Source organism: Stenotrophomonas ginsengisoli (assembly GCF_001431485.1).
Classification (GTDB): Bacteria; Pseudomonadota; Gammaproteobacteria; order Xanthomonadales; family Xanthomonadaceae; genus Stenotrophomonas; species Stenotrophomonas ginsengisoli.
In genome coordinates this window covers 36,647-53,235 of record NZ_LDJM01000025.1, presented here as the reverse complement: position 1 = coordinate 53,235, position 16,589 = coordinate 36,647, and the positions used below count along the sequence as shown (strand labels likewise).

Annotated in this window: 18 protein-coding genes and 1 tRNA gene; 18 read left to right on the top strand and 1 reads right to left on the bottom strand. The window is 59.4% G+C overall.

Features of this window, described 5'->3' with window-relative positions; translation table 11 throughout:
- Positions 1-14 precede the first annotated feature (14 nt).
- The 5 genes from ABB30_RS16985 to ABB30_RS16975 all read left to right on the top strand — a co-directional run bounded on the left by ABB30_RS16985 (position 15) and on the right by ABB30_RS16975 (position 4,017).
- Positions 15-566, top strand: coding sequence for a DUF4189 domain-containing protein (locus ABB30_RS16985; RefSeq protein ID WP_083489818.1), 552 nt, complete (start codon positions 15-17; stop codon positions 564-566).
- Positions 479-1,270, top strand: a complete 792-nt coding sequence (locus tag ABB30_RS16980) for a DUF4189 domain-containing protein (RefSeq protein ID WP_083489817.1) — start codon at positions 479-481, stop codon at positions 1,268-1,270. The genes ABB30_RS16985 and ABB30_RS16980 overlap by 88 nt, the downstream gene beginning before the upstream one ends.
- A gap of 108 nt (positions 1,271-1,378) precedes the next feature.
- Positions 1,379-1,876 (top strand): DUF4189 domain-containing protein, encoded by a 498-nt coding sequence (locus tag ABB30_RS15810; RefSeq protein WP_083489816.1) that lies wholly within the window; start codon positions 1,379-1,381, stop codon positions 1,874-1,876.
- A gap of 805 nt (positions 1,877-2,681) precedes the next feature.
- A complete protein-coding gene (locus tag ABB30_RS16280) occupies positions 2,682-3,233 on the top strand; it encodes a DUF4189 domain-containing protein (RefSeq protein ID WP_152980694.1) in 552 nt (183 codons plus the stop codon).
- Between the two features lie 274 nt (positions 3,234-3,507).
- The gene (locus ABB30_RS16975; protein WP_152980693.1) at positions 3,508-4,017 is read left to right on the top strand and encodes a DUF4189 domain-containing protein; all 510 of its coding nucleotides are present in this window, start codon (positions 3,508-3,510) and stop codon (positions 4,015-4,017) included.
- A gap of 608 nt (positions 4,018-4,625) precedes the next feature.
- On the opposite strand, the gene ABB30_RS16265 is transcribed toward ABB30_RS16975, so the two are convergent.
- Positions 4,626-4,967 carry a hypothetical protein gene (locus ABB30_RS16265; RefSeq protein WP_152980691.1) on the bottom strand — a complete coding sequence of 114 codons (342 nt, stop codon included), beginning with the start codon at positions 4,965-4,967 and terminating at the stop codon, positions 4,626-4,628.
- A gap of 243 nt (positions 4,968-5,210) precedes the next feature.
- Here ABB30_RS16265 and ABB30_RS16970 point away from each other — a divergent pair, with 243 nt between their 5' ends.
- The 13 genes from ABB30_RS16970 (at position 5,211) to ABB30_RS15795 (ending at position 16,586) form a co-directional block, all read left to right on the top strand.
- Positions 5,211-5,609 carry a DUF4189 domain-containing protein gene (locus ABB30_RS16970; protein WP_083489815.1) on the top strand — a complete coding sequence of 133 codons (399 nt, stop codon included), beginning with the start codon at positions 5,211-5,213 and terminating at the stop codon, positions 5,607-5,609.
- Between the two features lie 632 nt (positions 5,610-6,241).
- The gene (locus ABB30_RS15800; protein WP_083489814.1) at positions 6,242-6,856 is read left to right on the top strand and encodes a DUF4189 domain-containing protein; all 615 of its coding nucleotides are present in this window, start codon (positions 6,242-6,244) and stop codon (positions 6,854-6,856) included.
- A gap of 914 nt (positions 6,857-7,770) precedes the next feature.
- Entirely contained in the window at positions 7,771-9,675 is a 1,905-nt protein-coding gene (gene thrS, locus ABB30_RS10215) for a threonine--tRNA ligase (protein ID WP_057638205.1), read from the top strand.
- A 49-nt stretch (positions 9,676-9,724) separates the two neighbouring features.
- On the top strand, positions 9,725-10,264 hold the full coding sequence (gene infC / locus ABB30_RS10210; protein WP_169788485.1) for a translation initiation factor IF-3: 540 nt from the start codon (positions 9,725-9,727) through the stop codon (positions 10,262-10,264).
- A 244-nt stretch (positions 10,265-10,508) separates the two neighbouring features.
- Positions 10,509-10,706 (top strand): 50S ribosomal protein L35, encoded by a 198-nt coding sequence (gene rpmI, locus ABB30_RS10205; RefSeq protein WP_002811096.1) that lies wholly within the window; start codon positions 10,509-10,511, stop codon positions 10,704-10,706.
- Between the two features lie 11 nt (positions 10,707-10,717).
- Positions 10,718-11,077 carry a 50S ribosomal protein L20 gene (gene rplT / locus ABB30_RS10200; protein WP_057638204.1) on the top strand — a complete coding sequence of 120 codons (360 nt, stop codon included), beginning with the start codon at positions 10,718-10,720 and terminating at the stop codon, positions 11,075-11,077.
- Positions 11,078-11,266: 189 nt separating this feature from the next.
- The gene (pheS, locus tag ABB30_RS10195; RefSeq protein WP_057638203.1) at positions 11,267-12,262 is read left to right on the top strand and encodes a phenylalanine--tRNA ligase subunit alpha; all 996 of its coding nucleotides are present in this window, start codon (positions 11,267-11,269) and stop codon (positions 12,260-12,262) included.
- 76 nt (positions 12,263-12,338) lie between these two features.
- Positions 12,339-14,717: a phenylalanine--tRNA ligase subunit beta gene (pheT, locus tag ABB30_RS10190; protein ID WP_057638202.1), complete on the top strand. Its 2,379-nt coding sequence runs from the start codon at positions 12,339-12,341 to the stop codon at positions 14,715-14,717.
- A 21-nt stretch (positions 14,718-14,738) separates the two neighbouring features.
- Complete coding sequence (locus tag ABB30_RS10185; RefSeq protein WP_057638201.1) at positions 14,739-15,038, top strand: integration host factor subunit alpha; 300 nt, start codon at positions 14,739-14,741, stop codon at positions 15,036-15,038.
- Positions 15,019-15,375 carry a MerR family transcriptional regulator gene (locus ABB30_RS10180; protein ID WP_057638200.1) on the top strand — a complete coding sequence of 119 codons (357 nt, stop codon included), beginning with the start codon at positions 15,019-15,021 and terminating at the stop codon, positions 15,373-15,375. The genes ABB30_RS10185 and ABB30_RS10180 overlap by 20 nt, the downstream gene beginning before the upstream one ends.
- Positions 15,376-15,464: 89 nt before the next feature.
- Positions 15,465-15,541 (top strand) — tRNA-Pro (locus ABB30_RS10175).
- Between the two features lie 204 nt (positions 15,542-15,745).
- Entirely contained in the window at positions 15,746-16,147 is a 402-nt protein-coding gene (locus ABB30_RS10170; RefSeq protein ID WP_057638199.1) for a BRCT domain-containing protein, read from the top strand.
- A gap of 142 nt (positions 16,148-16,289) precedes the next feature.
- Complete coding sequence (locus ABB30_RS15795; protein ID WP_083489812.1) at positions 16,290-16,586, top strand: ADP-ribosyl-(dinitrogen reductase) hydrolase; 297 nt, start codon at positions 16,290-16,292, stop codon at positions 16,584-16,586.
- Positions 16,587-16,589: the final 3 nt, after the last annotated feature.

Below are 16,589 nucleotides of genomic sequence, written 5' to 3'. Positions count from 1 at the left end.
ATTCGAATATGTGAATGTCGGGTATCAACGGAGGATTCTCGATGGGCTACCTGCATGCTTCCATGAGATTGCATGGATTGCGTATTTTTCTGATGCTGGTCTTGGTGTTCCATTGGGGCGAGACCAAGGCGCAGACCGCATGCCCGGGCGGGGTCACTGCGGGGAGTCGCATGTGCGGCTCTGATGGCGGGTCGCAGAATGTGCGTATCGTTCGGTACGATGCGCATGGGGCTGCCGTATATTCGGTCTCCGCGGGATTGCTTTATTCTCAGTCTGCTGCCAATTCGGGCGGGTTGAGTGGGGTGCGTGAGGGGGCCATGGCGGATTGTCTGCGGGACGGCAACGGCGACTGTGATTTCGTTGGGACTTGGACTAATTCTTGTGCGAGTTTTGCTACTGTCATGGTCAATGGTACAAAGCAGCCTTTAATTGCCACGGGGTCCAATGGGCGTTCCAGCAAGCGCGCGGCGAGAGCTGAATGCGAGAGGTTGGCGCCTGGTGCGCAGTGCAACGTGGTCAAGAGGGCGAAGTGCATTTATTTCAGGACGGACCTTGTTCCCTATTGATCCATTTGCGGGATCATCTTTTTCGTCACTCATGTAAGTATTCGGATGCGTTCGCATATGTCTGTGACTGCGTCGTCAATGGCGGCCATGTCTTTCGGAGGTCATGGCTGACCATCTCGTTGCCATTCTCGGCGCTCGGTAATAAAAAAGGAGGGTGGCATATCAGCTGCGCAAGGGGCACAGTGCGAGATATTTTCCTGGCATGCTTGTGCGTATTGGTGCTCATTTTGAGTGAGGCCAGGGCGCAGACGGCCTGTCCTGTGGGGAGTGCTGCGGGTAGTGCAGCCTGCGGCCCTGATTCCATTGCCGGTAGAGAGGGCACTGCCGAGGCTTCGCGCCCCACCACATTCGTGCGATATCCGGGCTACGGCGCAGTGGCGGTCTCTCGTAGTCTCTCGAAGGTTTCTTACTTTCTGGATGCTGGCGATGAGATAGCCAGTTCAGTACGAGATGAGGCGCTGGCATCCTGCAGGAATGATGGTGCGACGGATTGCCAGCTGCTTCATGAGTGGACCAACGCCTGTGTCGCGGTCGGTAGTGTGCCTGTCGATGGGGTCAAGCAGATTTTTGTCAGCGAGGCGCGCACCAAGCGCGCTGCAGAACGACAAGCGAGGTCAGAGTGCGAAAGGCGTAATCCCCAAGGTGAGTGTCGCGTGCCGGATGCGCACTGCGCAAAACCTTGGGGTGGTTACGTCTCGTATTGATTGTGTTTGATTAAATTGGTGGGGCTGTAATCTGCCGATAGCTACATTTTTCAAGGATCTTTGCAAGCTTCCGGGTCCTAATTCATGCACGTCTGATCGGGGGGGGTGATGAGAAATCTTCTGCTGTCCATTTTTTTCATGATCAGTATTTCGTCGTTTGATGTTTCCAGGGCGCAATCCGCTTGTGCCAGTGGCGTTGTTGCGGGCAGTCAGTCTTGTGGTGAGGATGGGGCTGCGCCGAATTACCGCGCGGTTCGTTATCCTGGTTATGGAGCTTTTGTATATTCGCCAAGTGTGGGTGTGTTTTTTTCTACGATTGGTGCTAACGATACGACCAGGCGGGATAGAGAGCAGGATGCGCTGTCGAATTGTCGGGCGGCTGGTAATACAGATTGCTACCTGCTTGGGAGTTGGCAGAACTCTTGCGCAACAGTAGCAAAGTTGACCAATGCTGATGGGGTTCATCCATTGTTCGCTACTGGAGATAATACCCGTGTCAGCCGCCGCGAGGTCCGTAGGTTGTGCGGATCGATGGATCCTGACGGTGTGTGCGACATCAGGAAGTCACACTGTATCCGCCCTTATGTGCAATTGGTTCCATATTGATGGATCGATCCGTATGGCCTATGTTTATATGTCGTTCCTCATGCCTGCGATTTAGTATTCGTGGCAATGGATTGTTATCCGTTCTCGCTGGATCACTGGAGGCGAGGGTGCTGCAGGTCGGTTGATTTTCACGGAAGATATTTCCAGATTATAAAGCCTAATATTTTCTCTGTTGATGTTGGCTTTTGTTTTGCTTCAGCACAGGTCGCATGCCTGGGTGGGGATTTCGCGGGTAGTTGGATGTGCGGCCACGATGGTTTGTCGCATGATATCCATGTAGTCCGTCGCGAGAGTTATGGTGCATATGCTCACTCCATGTCCGAGGGTGCAGCGTACGTGGTGACAGGTTCTAATGCAGAAGGGCTTGCCAGTATCCGGGTTGATGCAATTGCGGATTGCCAAAGAGATGGAAATGCTGATTGCTACATTTTGGGTGTATAGAGAAGTTCTTGTGCCAGCGTAGGAAATGTCATGGTCGATGGTCACAAGAGAATGATCTTCGCTTCAGGATCGAGCGGTAGAGCGAGCAAGCGTGCAGTCCGTCAGCAATGTGCTGCCTTGGCTTTCGGGGCGGAGTGTAGACTAAGGTCGGAGGTGACGTATGTTGATTTTCGAACGGATCGCGTCCCCTATTGAGTTAACTAAGGGGTGTTCCTCGAGGTTGTTTTGTTCCTGTATGTTCGTCCTGTCGCTAATTTTGGCTCCGTGCTCTTTTCTGGTGGCGTCATCTATATGTCGTCACTTTCGATAGGGGGGTGTTCAGGAGATTGGGGCTGTGGCGGTCAGTAAGAGTGAGGAGTGATGCATGATATTTTCCAGCAAGGCTTCCAGTGCAACGAGGGCGTGGCCTGCCTTGTTGTTATTCACGCTCCTTGGTGGCGTCACGCAGCCATCGATGGCTCAGACGGCATGTCCTGTTGGGACGCTTGTAGGAAGCGCGACCTGTGGGCCAGATGCAGCGCCAGTTGATCAAGTACCGTCCCGGCCGACCTCCTACGTGCGGTATGACGGCTACGGCGCGATTGCCTATTCACCGGTGTCGCACGTCTCTTTTTTGAATGGTGCCAGTAACGGGATGGGCCAAGAGGCGGTTATCGAACAGGCCATGACCCGGTGTCGCGCTGAGTATGGTGGCGACTGTGTAATTCTGCACACGTGGGAAAATGCCTGTGCCAATACCGGAAGTGTGATTGTCAACGGGCAGAAGCAGGTTTTTGCTGTGGAGGCTCGTAGTGAGCGCGCCACTGCGCGCAAGGTGCGTGAAGAGTGTTCGCGGCGTAATCCGAATTGGGATTATTGCAAGGTGGGTGCCCAGCCTGTTTGTGCCAAGGGTTGGGGGGGCTATGTCTCTCACTGATTGACTGGCGCTGGATTGAGGGCTTTGGTGTTATGGGTTCCTCATTCTGGCTGTTGCGCGACGGGGCAGTTTCAGATGTGGGTTTTCTTGAGTGGCGGTGCCCTGCACTGGTTGTGCTGCTGTATCGAGTCGACTGTGTCGGGTGTTCTTTGATGCATGGCTTTCATCGAGCATCAGCGCATCAATGGCCGACATGATCATGCGGTTTCGCAAGGTCTGGTTTCTAGGGCTGGCCCCGTCCCGTCGAGACTTGGTTTGTTTTCATGGATAAATCATGCGCACAGCAAAATTCAAGCGTTATTTGATCAATTTCATCTTGTTCGTTGTGGTCCCGGGTGCTGCATCGGCGCAGACGGCCTGTCCAGGCGGCGTTGCTGCAGGAAGTCGCATGTGTGGCCCTGACGGTGGTGCGCAGAACGTGCGTATTGTGCGCCATGAGGGGTATGGGGCTTACGTTGATTCGATGTCTGCCCGGATTTCCTATTCATCAATGGCTGCCAATTCTGATGGTATGGAGGGCGTTATTGCTGAGGCGATGGCATCGTGCCGCCGTGCAGGAAATAATGATTGTCAGGTCATTGGCACATGGAGGAATTCATGTGCAAGCGTTGGTAGTGTCATGGTGGATGGCATAAGTCGGCCTATTTTCGCTACAGGATCAAATGGGCGTGCAAGCAAGCGCGCCGTCAAGCAGGAGTGTGAAAGAATTTCCCCTGCGGGACGATGTACTGTGGCGAAAAGACCGCGTTGCGTCGACTTTAGGACGGATTTGGTTCCTTACTGATTGGTTGTGGGATATTCGCTTCTCGATCCTGCATGTGAAGTGATTGGTCGCGGTGTCTCCGGTGTTTTCCTGCGTTGGTTTCCGCTGCGGCTTGCTGGTTCGCTTTGTTCGCTTTTAGCGTTCTATCCTGAAAACTTATAGCTACTGGCTGTTGTTTTGCCTGAGGAGGTTGTATGCGAAATACAATGGCTATTGTTTTGCTTTCGTGTGCTGCCATTGCGGCGGTTACTCCCGTTGCCGTTCTTGCCTTGCCGCACGTTGATTATGTGCGTAGCCAGATTCCTTCTCGATACTCTGGGGATGTTGAGCAGTTTTGTCGTCGGGGGTGTCCAGATCACAATTGGATGCCCGTCGTATCAGAGTTGGGTACGTGGATGCCGATCGCCCCCAATTATCCAGTGAACTATCAGTACATTCCCTCTTATGTTCAGCGCTGTTATAGTGGCGGCATGATTCCTTCCACGGTGCCGGGTTGAGCCAATCATGTGCCGATAATTTGTGACTCTGGGTAAGGTCGTTGATGGTGGTGGTATTTTCCGGAAATACGTGCAAGGTGTCAGGTGGGGGTAATTTCTGGCGTGCTTGGTTTTCGGACTTCCGTAATTGCCTCAATGGCTGCTGATGGTTGTGCGCATATTTATGTTGATTTCTGTCGCTGCCTTGGCTGCGCTGTCGCTACAAGATGTCATGGCGCAATCGGCATGTCCGAATGGGCGGTTGCTGCTAATTAAGAGTGTGGGTCCGGTGAGCAAGTGGGCGGCTGTCACGTGGATCGTTATATAGGCTTTTGAGTGTGGCGGGCTCTCTTTCAGTTGCTCTGATGCAATGGGTGGTGGGTCTGATGCTTGTGTTTGCCAGGATTTCGGCAGGGGGCTTCGGTTGAATGCCGCAGGACGAACAATCGAGGCTGCGTATTGTTTTTCTGCTTCTTGATCAGGTGAAGCCTTCATTTCAGCGATCAGTCCTGTGAGGAATTGAAATTTTCTCCTTACAGGCAGTCCTTGCCTTTGTTGCTTCAATGGCTATGGTGGTGCGTGTGGCAGTGGCTGCTCGCTGCTGGTGTTGCCGGAAGGCCGGAATGACTCTTTTGAGTTATTTATGCATTTGCGTTTTTTCGCATTTATTTTTTCGGTTTTTCGATCCTGTTGTTCCCGGTGGATTCTTTTTCACAACCTCGTTGCCCGTTGGGTACGATGCCCGGCAGCATGGATTGCTCTGTCAGAGGGCATGATGTTGTCCGTTACGAGGGCTATGGTGCCTATGTCAAATCCATGTCTGGCGATACCACTTACTGGGTCACCGGCGCTGATAGTGGTGGCTTGGCCGGTGTCACGGCTGATGCCATGACGGCATGCCGGCGTGCAGGTAATGATGATTGTGAGGTGTTGGGGACATGGCGTAATTCATGCGCCAGTGTCGGCAGTGTGAACCTTGAAGGTGTCAAGCACCGTATTTTCAGGACGGGTTCCAATGGCCGGGCCAGTAGGCGAGCTGTCCGTCAGGAATGCTCTGCCATTTCTCCATCCGCGGAATGCAAGGTGCACAAGGCTGTCTGTATTGATTTTCGAACCGATCTTGTGCTGTATTATTGATGGAGTCAGAGGTTGGATCCGGTGGTTTACTGCTCTATCAATGGAGGCGGTATGCGTAATTCGATGATTATTGCGGCCTAGGTTTTTTGCAGCTTCGATTCCGGTGCCTGTGCGGGCTTTGCCGCATGTTGACTATGTGCGCAGTGAAATTCCTTCCAGATAGTCAGGAGATGTCGAAAAATTCTGCCTTCGCGGATATGTAAGCATAATTGGATGCCTGTGCTTCCTCGGCAGGGTGTGTGGACGATAATAAATCCGTACAAGACAGTAAGTTTCCAGTACATCCCATCCTTCATGCAGCGGTGCATGAGTGGCGGTGCCCTGCACTGGCTGTGCTGCTGTATCGAGTCGACTCTGTCGGGTGTTCGTTGATGCATGGCTCCTCTCGAGCGTCGGAGCATCAATGGTCGACATGATCATGCGGTTTCGCAACGTCTGGTTCTTGGGTTGGCTCCGTCGGGAATTGGTTTTTCTTCCATGGGTGAATCATGCGCATAACAAAATTCAAGCGTTATTTGATCAATTTCATCTTGTTCGTTGTGGTTCCGGGCGCTGCATCGGCGCAGACGGCCTGTCCAGGCGGCGTTGCTGCAGGTAGTCGCGGTGCTGCAGCGGATGCGGGGTGACCGAGCATGAAAATGAAACTCATCATGGCAGCTGCTGCAACCTGCCTGCTGTTGCCTGCGGCCGCATTTGCACAGACAGCCTGTCCTACAGGGGTTAATGCTGGCAGTGCACAGTGTGGCCCTGCACCTGGTTCGGGAGGCGGTGGTTACAGCGAGCCACAGGAAATCAAGCCCGGTGGCTATTTCAGGACGGCATTTTATGCAGTGGCTGTCTCCAGCCAGATGCAGTCAGTAACTCCGGTGGTGAACAAGGTTTCGCGCGATGAGGCTGAAATTGAGGCCCTGGACCAATGTGCTGCAAGTGGTGCACCGGACTGTGGCGTGATAGTTAGTGGTTACAACAAGTGCTTCGCCATCGTCGGTGTGCTTGAAGGTGATCTTTATCACTCCGCGCAGGAGATCAACATGAACGCATTGCCCAGCAGTGAGGGTGCCATGGCCACGGCAATGCGGCGATGCGAGCAGGACAAGGGTAGTGGGGTGTGCAGTGTGGTCTGGCGAGGATGCAGCAGGCCGGTGTGGGCCACTGACCTTGAGGGCGAGCGTAATGAAATGAAATTGCGACAGCAGCTCCGACGGGAGGAGCGTTCCTCCCGAGTGCGTGGCTTTTTTGGGAAATAAGCCGGGCGGCCTTCATGCGCCCTCGGGTTTTGCCCGGATGATTGGATCGGTGCTTTTTCTACTGTCCAGGCAATCATTGAACGGCGGCAGGGCGGTGCTGGCCGGTAGCGGTGCAGTGTTGGGTCATGGCAGACAAGGAGTAATCATGAATACAAGAATGTTGGTTCCACTCGTGCTGGTTGCTGGGTTGATGCATGGCCAGCAAGCCTCTGCAACGGTTCTTCCCTATGGCAACAATCCTTTCAAGTTCTGCTCCGAGGGGATGCCCAGTGACGGTTGGGTGCCCGTGGATTGGCGCACCGGGACTTAACGCTATACGCGGCGTGCCAAGCGTGTGAACCACACCTGGATTCCGGTCTATCAGAGCGTCTGCCCGCTTGCTGCGGTGGGAGGAACCGGAAAGGCTACGGGAAGGGCGGCACCGGATGAGAGGCCGGCCTCCCCTTCGTCGACCATCCAGCGCGACGCTGCAGCGACTTTCTGATTGCAGAAAGCCTGTCACACCGGGCGTGCAGCGCGAGGGTTTTGGTCCGGGGGATGGGGTGCCGGCAGCGCGCCCCGGGCGTTGCCGGTCAGCTGCAGGATCCCGCATGGGCTTGCTGCATGCGGTTTGGGGCCGGGCGTTCAGTCTGGGCTGCCGTGATCCCTGCCGCATTGGTGTGGACGCCAGCTGGAACGGCGATTGGACGGCAAGGCCGCCGTATGGTGAAATATCGGCCTATCCGGCAACTTCCAGGTGGCCCGCGCCAACGCGCCGGCCGAGTGTGTGACATGGCAACTACCACCGCCCACTGCTGACGCCACCCGAGGTTGCACCTGTTGCAGGCGCCCTCGTGGCGTTTTTTTTTGGCCCGGGCTGCGGGCATACCGTTGTTACGCGGCCTTGGCCGCACACTCATTCAGGCGATAAAACCATGGTCACCATTACCCTTCCCGACGGCAGTACCCGCCAGTTCGACAACCCGGTCAGCGTCATGGACGTGGCCCAGTCCATCGGTGCCGGCCTGGCCAAGGCCACCATTGCCGGTGAAGTGGACGGCAAGCTGGTGGACGCCAGCGACATCATTGCCGCCGATGCGCGCCTGCGCATCATCACCGCCAAGGACGAGGAGGGTGTGGAAATCATCCGCCACTCCTGCGCCCACCTGGTCGGCCATGCGGTCAAGCAGCTGTACCCGGATGTGAAGATGGTCATCGGCCCGGTGATCAACGAAGGCTTCTACTACGACATCTTCTCCGAGCGCCCGTTCACCCCGGAAGACATGGCTGCCATCGAAAAGCGCATGGCCGAGCTGATCGCCACCGAGTACGACGTGGTCAAGAAGATGACCCCGCGCGCCGAAGTGATCGAGACCTTCACCGCCCGCGGTGAGGACTACAAGCTGCGCCTGATCCAGGACATGCCCGAAGACATCACCGCCATGGGCCTGTACTACCACCAGGAATACGTGGACATGTGCCGTGGCCCGCACGTGCCCAACACCCGCTTCCTGAAGGCATTCAAGCTGACCCGCATTTCCGGTGCCTACTGGCGCGGCGATGCCAACAACGAGCAGCTGCAGCGCATCTACGGCACCGCCTGGGCCGACAAGAAGCAGCTGGACGCCTACATCAAGCGTGTGGAAGAGGCTGAAAAGCGCGACCACCGCCGCATCGGCAAGCAGCAGGACCTGTTCCACATCCAGGAAGAGGCCCCGGGCCTGGTGTTCTGGCACCCGAAGGGTTGGTCGATCTGGCAGGAAGTGGAGCAGTACATGCGCGGCGTGTACCGCAGCAGCGGCTACGGCGAGGTGCGTTGCCCGCAGATCCTGGACGTGAGCCTGTGGAAGAAATCCGGCCACTGGGACAACTACCAGGAGAACATGTTCTTCACCGAGTCGGAGAAGCGTACCTACGCGGTCAAGCCGATGAACTGCCCGGGCCACGTCCAGGTGTTCAACCAGGGCCTGCACAGCTACCGCGACCTGCCGATCCGCTACGGCGAGTTCGGTTCGTGCCACCGCAACGAGCCGACCGGTGCGCTGCACGGCATCCTGCGCGTGCGCGGCTTCACCCAGGATGATGGCCACATCTTCTGCACCGAATCGCAGATCGAATCCGAAGTGACCGCCTTCCACCAGCAGGCGCTGGCGGTGTACGAGCACTTCGGTTTTGACGACATCCAGATCAAGATCGCCCTGCGCCCGGAATCGCGCCTGGGTGACGATGCCACCTGGGACAAGGCCGAGGGCGCGCTGCGCTCGGCGCTGTCGGCTTGCGGCGTGGCCTGGACCGAGCTGCCGGGCGAGGGTGCCTTCTACGGCCCGAAGATCGAGTACCACCTCAAGGACGCCATCGGCCGCACCTGGCAGCTGGGCACCGTGCAGGTGGACTTCATGATGCCGGGCCGCCTGGGCGCCGAGTACGTGGACGAAAACAGCCAGAAGAAGCACCCGGTGATGCTGCACCGGGCCATCGTTGGCTCGATGGAGCGCTTCATCGGCATCCTGATCGAGCACCACGCCGGTGTCTTCCCGACCTGGCTGGCCCCGATTCAGGTTGTGGTGGCCAACATCACCGACGCTCAGGCCGATTACGTCGAGGGCGTTCGCAAAACCCTTGCCGCGCAAGGCTTCCGCGTGGAGGCCGATTTGCGCAATGAGAAGATCGGCTATAAGATTCGCGAGCATACGCTGCAGCGCGTGCCGTATCTGCTGGTCGTGGGTGACCGCGAGAAGGAGAACGGGGCCGTGGCGGTGCGTACGCGTACCGGTGAGGACCTTGGCTCGATGCCGCTGGATGCCTTCATCGCTCACCTGCGCGCTGACCTGCAAGCTTGATTAGCACGGTGCGCCGGCCATGCCTGGCTGGCGCACTGAACCCTACCCCTTGGGAGATTGGAATATCAGTACCCCGGACAACAAACAGAACCGCAAGAACCATGAAATCCGAGTGCCGCGCGTCCGCGTGATCGGCTCTGACGGTGAGATGGTGGGCGTGTTGACCCGTGACGAAGCATTGGCGATGGCCGAAGAGGAGGGCCTGGATCTGGTCGAGATCCAGCCCCAGGCCGATCCGCCGGTGTGCAAGGTGATGGACTACGGCAAGTTCCGTTTCGAGGCGCAGAAGCGTGCCAGTGAAGCGAAGAAGAAGAGCAAGCAGGTAGACATCAAGGAAATCAAGTTCCGTCCGGTCACCGACGAGGGTGACTACCAGATCAAGCTGCGCAACATGCGCCGCTTCCTGGAGGAAGGGGACAAGGTCAAGATCAACATCCGTTTCCGTGGCCGTGAAATGAGCCACCAGGATCTGGGTCGTGCCATGGCCAACCGGATCGAGGCTGATCTGGGCGAGGACATCGTGATCGAATCGCGTCCGCGCCTGGAAGGGCGTCAGATGGTGATGATGATCGCGCCGAAGAAGAAGTAAGCCAGCCTTCGGGCCGGTCTGACGAGGGGTCGCCATGGCGGCCCCTTGTCGTATCAGTGATTGTTCATTGCAGCCGGCCGGCCGGGCTGGCATAATGGGCGGCCCGGTATAGCCGGGGTGCCTTCGGGCAACAGGAACTACACGCTCTCATGGTGCGTGTTGCGAGCAGGTTAGGGCAGGGATGGAAAGAGTGGCCTTGTGCCAACGCCCGTAACCAGTGACAGAAACCATCAAGGACATAGCAATGCCCAAGATCAAGACCAACCGAGCAGCAGCCAAGCGTTTCCGCAAGACTGCCTCGGGCAAGTACAAGTGCGGCCACGCAAACCGTAGCCACATCCTCACCAAGAAGGCGACCAAGCGGAAGCGTAACCTGCGTCAGACGAACCACGTCCGCGCAGAAGACGCCGGCCGTCTGGACCGCATGCTGCCCTACCTCTGAGGATATAAAACATGGCACGAGTTAAGCGTGGCGTTCAGGCGCGTCGCCGTCACAAGAAGGTGTTGGACCTGGCCAAGGGCTATTACAACGCCCGTCGCAAGGTCTTCCGCGTCGCCAAGCAGGCGGTCATCAAGGCACAGCAGTACGCCTACATTGGCCGTAAGCAGAAGAAGCGCAACTTCCGTTCGCTGTGGATCACCCGCATCAATGCGGCTGCCCGCATCAACGGCATGAGCTACAGCCGTTTCATGAACGGCCTGCTCAAGGCTGAGATCACCCTGGACCGCAAGGTTCTGGCTGACATCGCTGTGCACGACGCAGCAGGCTTTGCCGCCCTGGCCGAAAAGGCCAAGGCTGCCCTGGCCGCCTAAGTCCTGGCCAACGGGTCGCTGCCTTGCGGCAACGGCCCTGGACAGGCAACTACATGGGGAAGGGCTTGATGTCCTTCCCCATTTTCATTTTTGCGGCCGGCAGCGTGTTGCCGGTTGCATGCGCAGGCGCCGGGGGTCGGCCCGTCGCTGATCGCATCGGCATTCCGACTGAAGGTCTTACGTCGATCCATGACTGACATCCAAACCCTCACTGCCCAGGCGCTGGCCGATGTGGCTGCCGCCCAGACTCCGGACGCGCTGGAAACCCTGCGTGTGACCCTGCTTGGCAAGAGCGGCAGCATCACCGCCCAGCTCAAGCAGCTTGGCGCCCTGCCTGCCGACCAGCGCAAGGCCGCCGGCGAAGCCATCAACCGTGCCAAGGAAGCCGTGGCCGAGGCGCTGAACCAGCGCCGCCAGGTGCTTGATGCGGCTGCACTGGATGCACGCCTGGCTGCCGAGGCCGTGGATGTCACCCTGCCGGGCCGCAATGGCGAGCGCGGTGGCCTGCATCCGGTGACCCGAGCGCTGGAGCGCATCACCGACATCTTCGGCCGCCTCGGCTACGAGCTGAGCGAAGGCCCGGAGATCGAGGATGACTGGCACAACTTCGAGGCGCTGAACTTCCCGCCACACCATCCGGCGCGCGCCATGCACGACACCTTCTACTTCGGTGATGGCCGCCTGCTGCGCACCCATACCTCCGGTGTGCAGGTGCGTTACATGGAAAACCACCAGCCGCCGCTGCGCATGATTGCTGCCGGCAAGGTGTACCGCTCCGATTCGGACCAGACCCATTCGCCGATGTTCCATCAGGTCGAAGGCCTGCTGGTGGACGAGCACGCCAACTTCGCCGACCTCAAGGGCACTCTGGCCGAATTCGTGCGCGCCTTCTTCGAGCGCGATTTCGAAATGCGCTTCCGTCCCAGCTATTTCCCCTTCACCGAGCCGTCGGCCGAGGTGGACATCGCCTGGCAGCAGCCGGACGGCAGCACCAAGTGGCTGGAAGTGCTGGGTTGCGGCATGGTCCACCCGAACGTGTTGCGCGGCCTGGGCATCGACCCGGAGAAGTACACCGGCTTTGCCTTCGGCCTGGGCGTGGAGCGTTTTGCCATGCTGCGTTATGGCGTCAATGACCTGCGCGCGTTCTACGAGAACGATGTGCGCTTCTTGCGCCAGTTTGCCTGACAAGCCGCGGGCGGCCCGCTTGCGGGCCGGTGAACAGCTACGGCAGGCCAGGGCCTGCCCTTGAGAACCAACCAGCATGAAATTCTCCGAAAATTGGCTGCGCAGCCACGTCCAGGTGACGGCATCGCGCGATGAACTTTCCGCCGTGCTCACTGCCATCGGCCTGGAAGTGGAAGAGGTCACGGCACTGGGCGAAGGCCTGGAGCATGTGGTGGTGGCGCGCATCATCAGCGCCGAGCGCCACCCGGAAGCCGACCGCCTGCAGATCTGCCAGGTCGATGCCGGCTTGCCGGCGCCGCTGCAGATTGTCTGCGGTGCGCCCAATGCCCGTGCCGGCCTGGTGGCGCCGTTGGCCATGGTTGGCGCCGCCTTTGGCGACTTCAAGATCAAGGCCGCCAAGCTGCGCGGTGTCGAATCCAACGGTATGTTGTGCTCGGCCAAGGAGCTGGGCCTGGACGAGGATGCCTCCGGCCTGCTCGAACTGCCGGCCGATGCCCCGGTGGGCACGGCCATTGCCGATTACCTGCAGCTGCCCGATGCCAGCATCGAGATCAAGCTGACCCCCAACCGCGCCGATTGCTTCTCCGTGCGTGGCATCGCCTTTGACGTGGCCGCCGCCTGCGGCAGCACCGTCACTGCCTTTGATGCGCAGCCGGTGCCGGCTGTGATCGACCGCGTGCTGCCGGTGACCCTGGCCGCCGGTACCGATGCGCCGCGCTTTGCCGGCCGCGTGGTGACTGGCGTCAACGCCGCTGCCAGCACCCCGATCTGGATGGCCGAGCGCCTGCGCCGCGCCGGCATTCGCCCGGTCAGCCTGCTGGTGGACATCACCCAGTACGTGATGATCGAGCTGGGCCAGCCGATGCATGCCTACGATCTGGCTACCCTGAGCGGCCAGATCGGCGTGCGTTACTCGCGCAGCGGTGAGCAGATCAAGCTGCTCGATGGCCGCGAGGCCACCCTGGATGACCGCTTTCTGGTGGTCACCGATGCCGACAAGCCGGTCGGCCTGGCAGGCCTGATGGGCGGTTTTGATTCGCGCGTCACCGATGCCACCACCGAGGTCTACCTGGAGGCAGCGCACTTTGCCCCGGCCGCGATCATGGGCCGTGGCCGCAAGCTGGGCCTGCACACCGATGCCAGCCACCGCTTCGAGCGTGGTGTGGATCCGCAGCTGCCGGCAACTGCCATTGAATACGCCACCGCGCTGCTGCTGCAGCTGGCCGGTGGCCAGGCCGGCCCGGTGCAGGTCACCGACGTGGCCGACGCGCTGCCGCTGCCGCAGGCCATCGGCCTGCGCCGTGCACGCATTGCCCGCGTGCTGGGTATGGCCATCGACGATGCCGAGGTGCAGCGCATCCTGCGTGCCCTGGGCATGGACGTGGTGGCCACGGCCGAGGGTTGGCAGGTCACCGCGCCGAGCAGTCGCTTCGATATCGCCATCGAAGAGGACCTGATCGAGGAACTGGCCCGCATCCATGGCTACGACCGCATTCCGACCACCTTGCCGGCCGGTGCCGCGCGCATTGCCGCAGGCAGTGAAACGGTGCTGGACCAGGCCACAGTGCGCCGTCAGCTGGTCGCCCGCGGCATGCTGGAAAACATCAACTTCGCCTTCGTCGATGCCGCCTGGTTGCAGGCCTGGGGCTTGAACGAAGGGCAGGTGGCCCTGGCCAATCCGTTGTCGGCCGAACTGGCGGTGATGCGTCCGTCGCTGCTGCCGGGCCTGGTCGCCGCACTGGGCCGCAATGTGGCCCGTCAGGCCGGCCGCGTGCGCGCCTTCGAACTGGGCCGCGTGTTCCATGCCCCGGCCGTTGCTGGCGAGGCGCCGCCGGAAACCCGCCGGGTTGCCGCCGTGGTCTGCGGTGATGCCCTGGCCCTGCAGTGGGGTGTGGCCGCACGCAAGGTCGATTTCCACGACATCAAGGGTGATCTGGAAGCCCTGGCCGCGGCCAGCGGTGCCCAGCTCAGCTTCGTGCCGTCCAGCCGTGGCTATGGCCACCCGGGCCGCTCGGCCGACGTGCTGCGCGATGGCGTGTGCATCGGCTGGATCGGCCAGCTGCACCCGGCCCTGGCCCAGCAGCTGGACATCGATGTGGAGGTGTATGCCTTCGAACTGGACCTGGACACGCTGCTGGTGCGTGCCCTGCCGCAGTCCGCTGGCGTTTCGCGTTTCCCGTCGGTACGCCGCGACCTGGCCTTCCTGGTGCCGGGCCAGGTGGCCTGGGCGGACCTGCGCGCCACCGCGCTGGCGGCCGGTGGCGAACTGCTGCGCGACGTGGTGCTGTTCGACCGTTATGTCGGCCAGGGCGTGGAGCCGGGCTACAAGAGCCTGGCCATGGGCTTGATTTTGCAGCACGGCTCGCGCACGCTCAGCGATGCCGATATCGAGCCGGTGGTTAGCGCCGCCGTCGCTGCGATCGAGCAACAACACCAGGCGCGCATGCGCGCCTGACCACCGGCGGGGAGTGAGTGGATGGCGTTGACCAAAGCGGAGATGGCCGAGCGTCTGTTTGACGAAGTCGGCCTGAACAAGCGCGAAGCCAAGGAATTCGTTGACGCGTTCTTTGACGTGTTGCGTCAGTCGCTGGAGCAGGGACAGCAGGTCAAGCTGTCTGGTTTCGGTAATTTCGACCTGCGCCGCAAGAACCAGCGGCCAGGCCGGAACCCGAAGACCGGTGAGGAAATCCCCATTTGCGCCCGCACCGTGGTGACCTTCCGCCCGGGGCAGAAGCTCAAGGAAAGGGTGGAGGCCTATGCTGGATCCGGGCAGTAACCGCGAACTGCCGCCGATCCCGGCCAAGCGCTACTTCACCATCGGTGAAGTAGCCGAACTGTGTGACGTCAAGCAGCATGTGCTGCGCTACTGGGAAACCGAGTTTCCCTCGCTGGACCCGGTCAAGCGCCGTGGCAACCGGCGTTACTACCAGCGCCATGATGTGCTGATGGTGCGCCAGATCCGCAGCCTGCTCTACGAACAGGGCTACACCATCGGTGGTGCCCGCCAGCGTCTGGAAGGCACCGAAGGCAAGCAGGAATCGGCCATCAGCCAGCAGATCGTGCGCCAGGTGCGCATGGAGCTGGAAGAAGTGCTGCAGATGCTCAAGCGTTGAAATTACCGGTGGAAAAGACTGGTCAAGCCACTCTTCACTACCTATAATGGCCGTCTGCCCGGCGGTAGATTCGCCAGGCAAGCAAGTTACGGGGCGTAGCGCAGCCTGGTAGCGCATCTGCCTGGGGGGCAGAGGGTCGTCGGTTCGAATCCGGCCGTCCCGACCAACTTGCTAAACAAGATCAAAGGCTTACAGCTAACGCTGTGAGCCTTTTTTCGTTGCGCACCCTATTTACACCCTATCCATTGCTCGGCAGTTTGATGCCGGGGGCGACTTATTGCCACGGTTGCTCGTGTCCGCCGAGGCGGTGCTGCCCATAAGTGCCTAGATTTGCTCATTGATTCAGGTGGCCTAGATCCTGCAGGACGGGGTGATCGACCAGAACGAATCGGCGGACCTACACGAGACGCTGATCCGCTTCTTGGGCGGCGAGGCCTTCGATGCGCGCGGGCAGACGGCATCGCTCTCCATCAGCCTGCCGGTGATCGAGCCGCACCCGGTGATCGAGCACAGCGGGGCGCTGTTCGTGGTGACGGCCACATTCGCCTTCGGCTTCCGCTCGCTGGTGCACCAAGCCATCGAGGAGCGGGGCGGGCTGATTGGCTCAAGCTCGAAGAAGAAGACGCGCTACTTGGTGATCGGCGAGCTGGGCTCGCGTGACTGGATCAACAGCAACGCCGGTACCAAGATCCTGAAGGCGGTGAGCCTGCGCGATGAGGGCCACCCGATCGCCATCGTGAGCGAGCCGCATTGGGCCAGGCACGTGGGGTAGGGCTGGCCGTTTCGGCCCCGTCCTGTTGTTTGCTGTATGTACAGTCGATGGGACTGTGAGCCAATCCTCAATGGTGGTAACAATTGTCGTTGTATATACGGTGGTAGGTGTGTAAGCTGATGGCTCGCAGATGAGGTGGTGCATGGCTGTGATCATCATTCCGCCAGCAATCTTGGCCAAGCTGTCTCAAAAGCATGGTGTCACTGAACAAGAAGTTCACCAGTGCTTCTCGAACATCACAGGCAAGCTACTTACCGACAACCGGGAAGATCACAGGACTGACCCGGCCACACTTTGGTTCATCTCCCCCACCAACAAGGGGAGGCTGCTCAAAGTGTGCTTTGTTCCCAATGGCGATTTCTATCTGCGGACATGCTATCCACCGAATGAAGTGGAACTTGCGATCTACCGCAAGCATGGGCAACCAACCGACTTTTGAGGG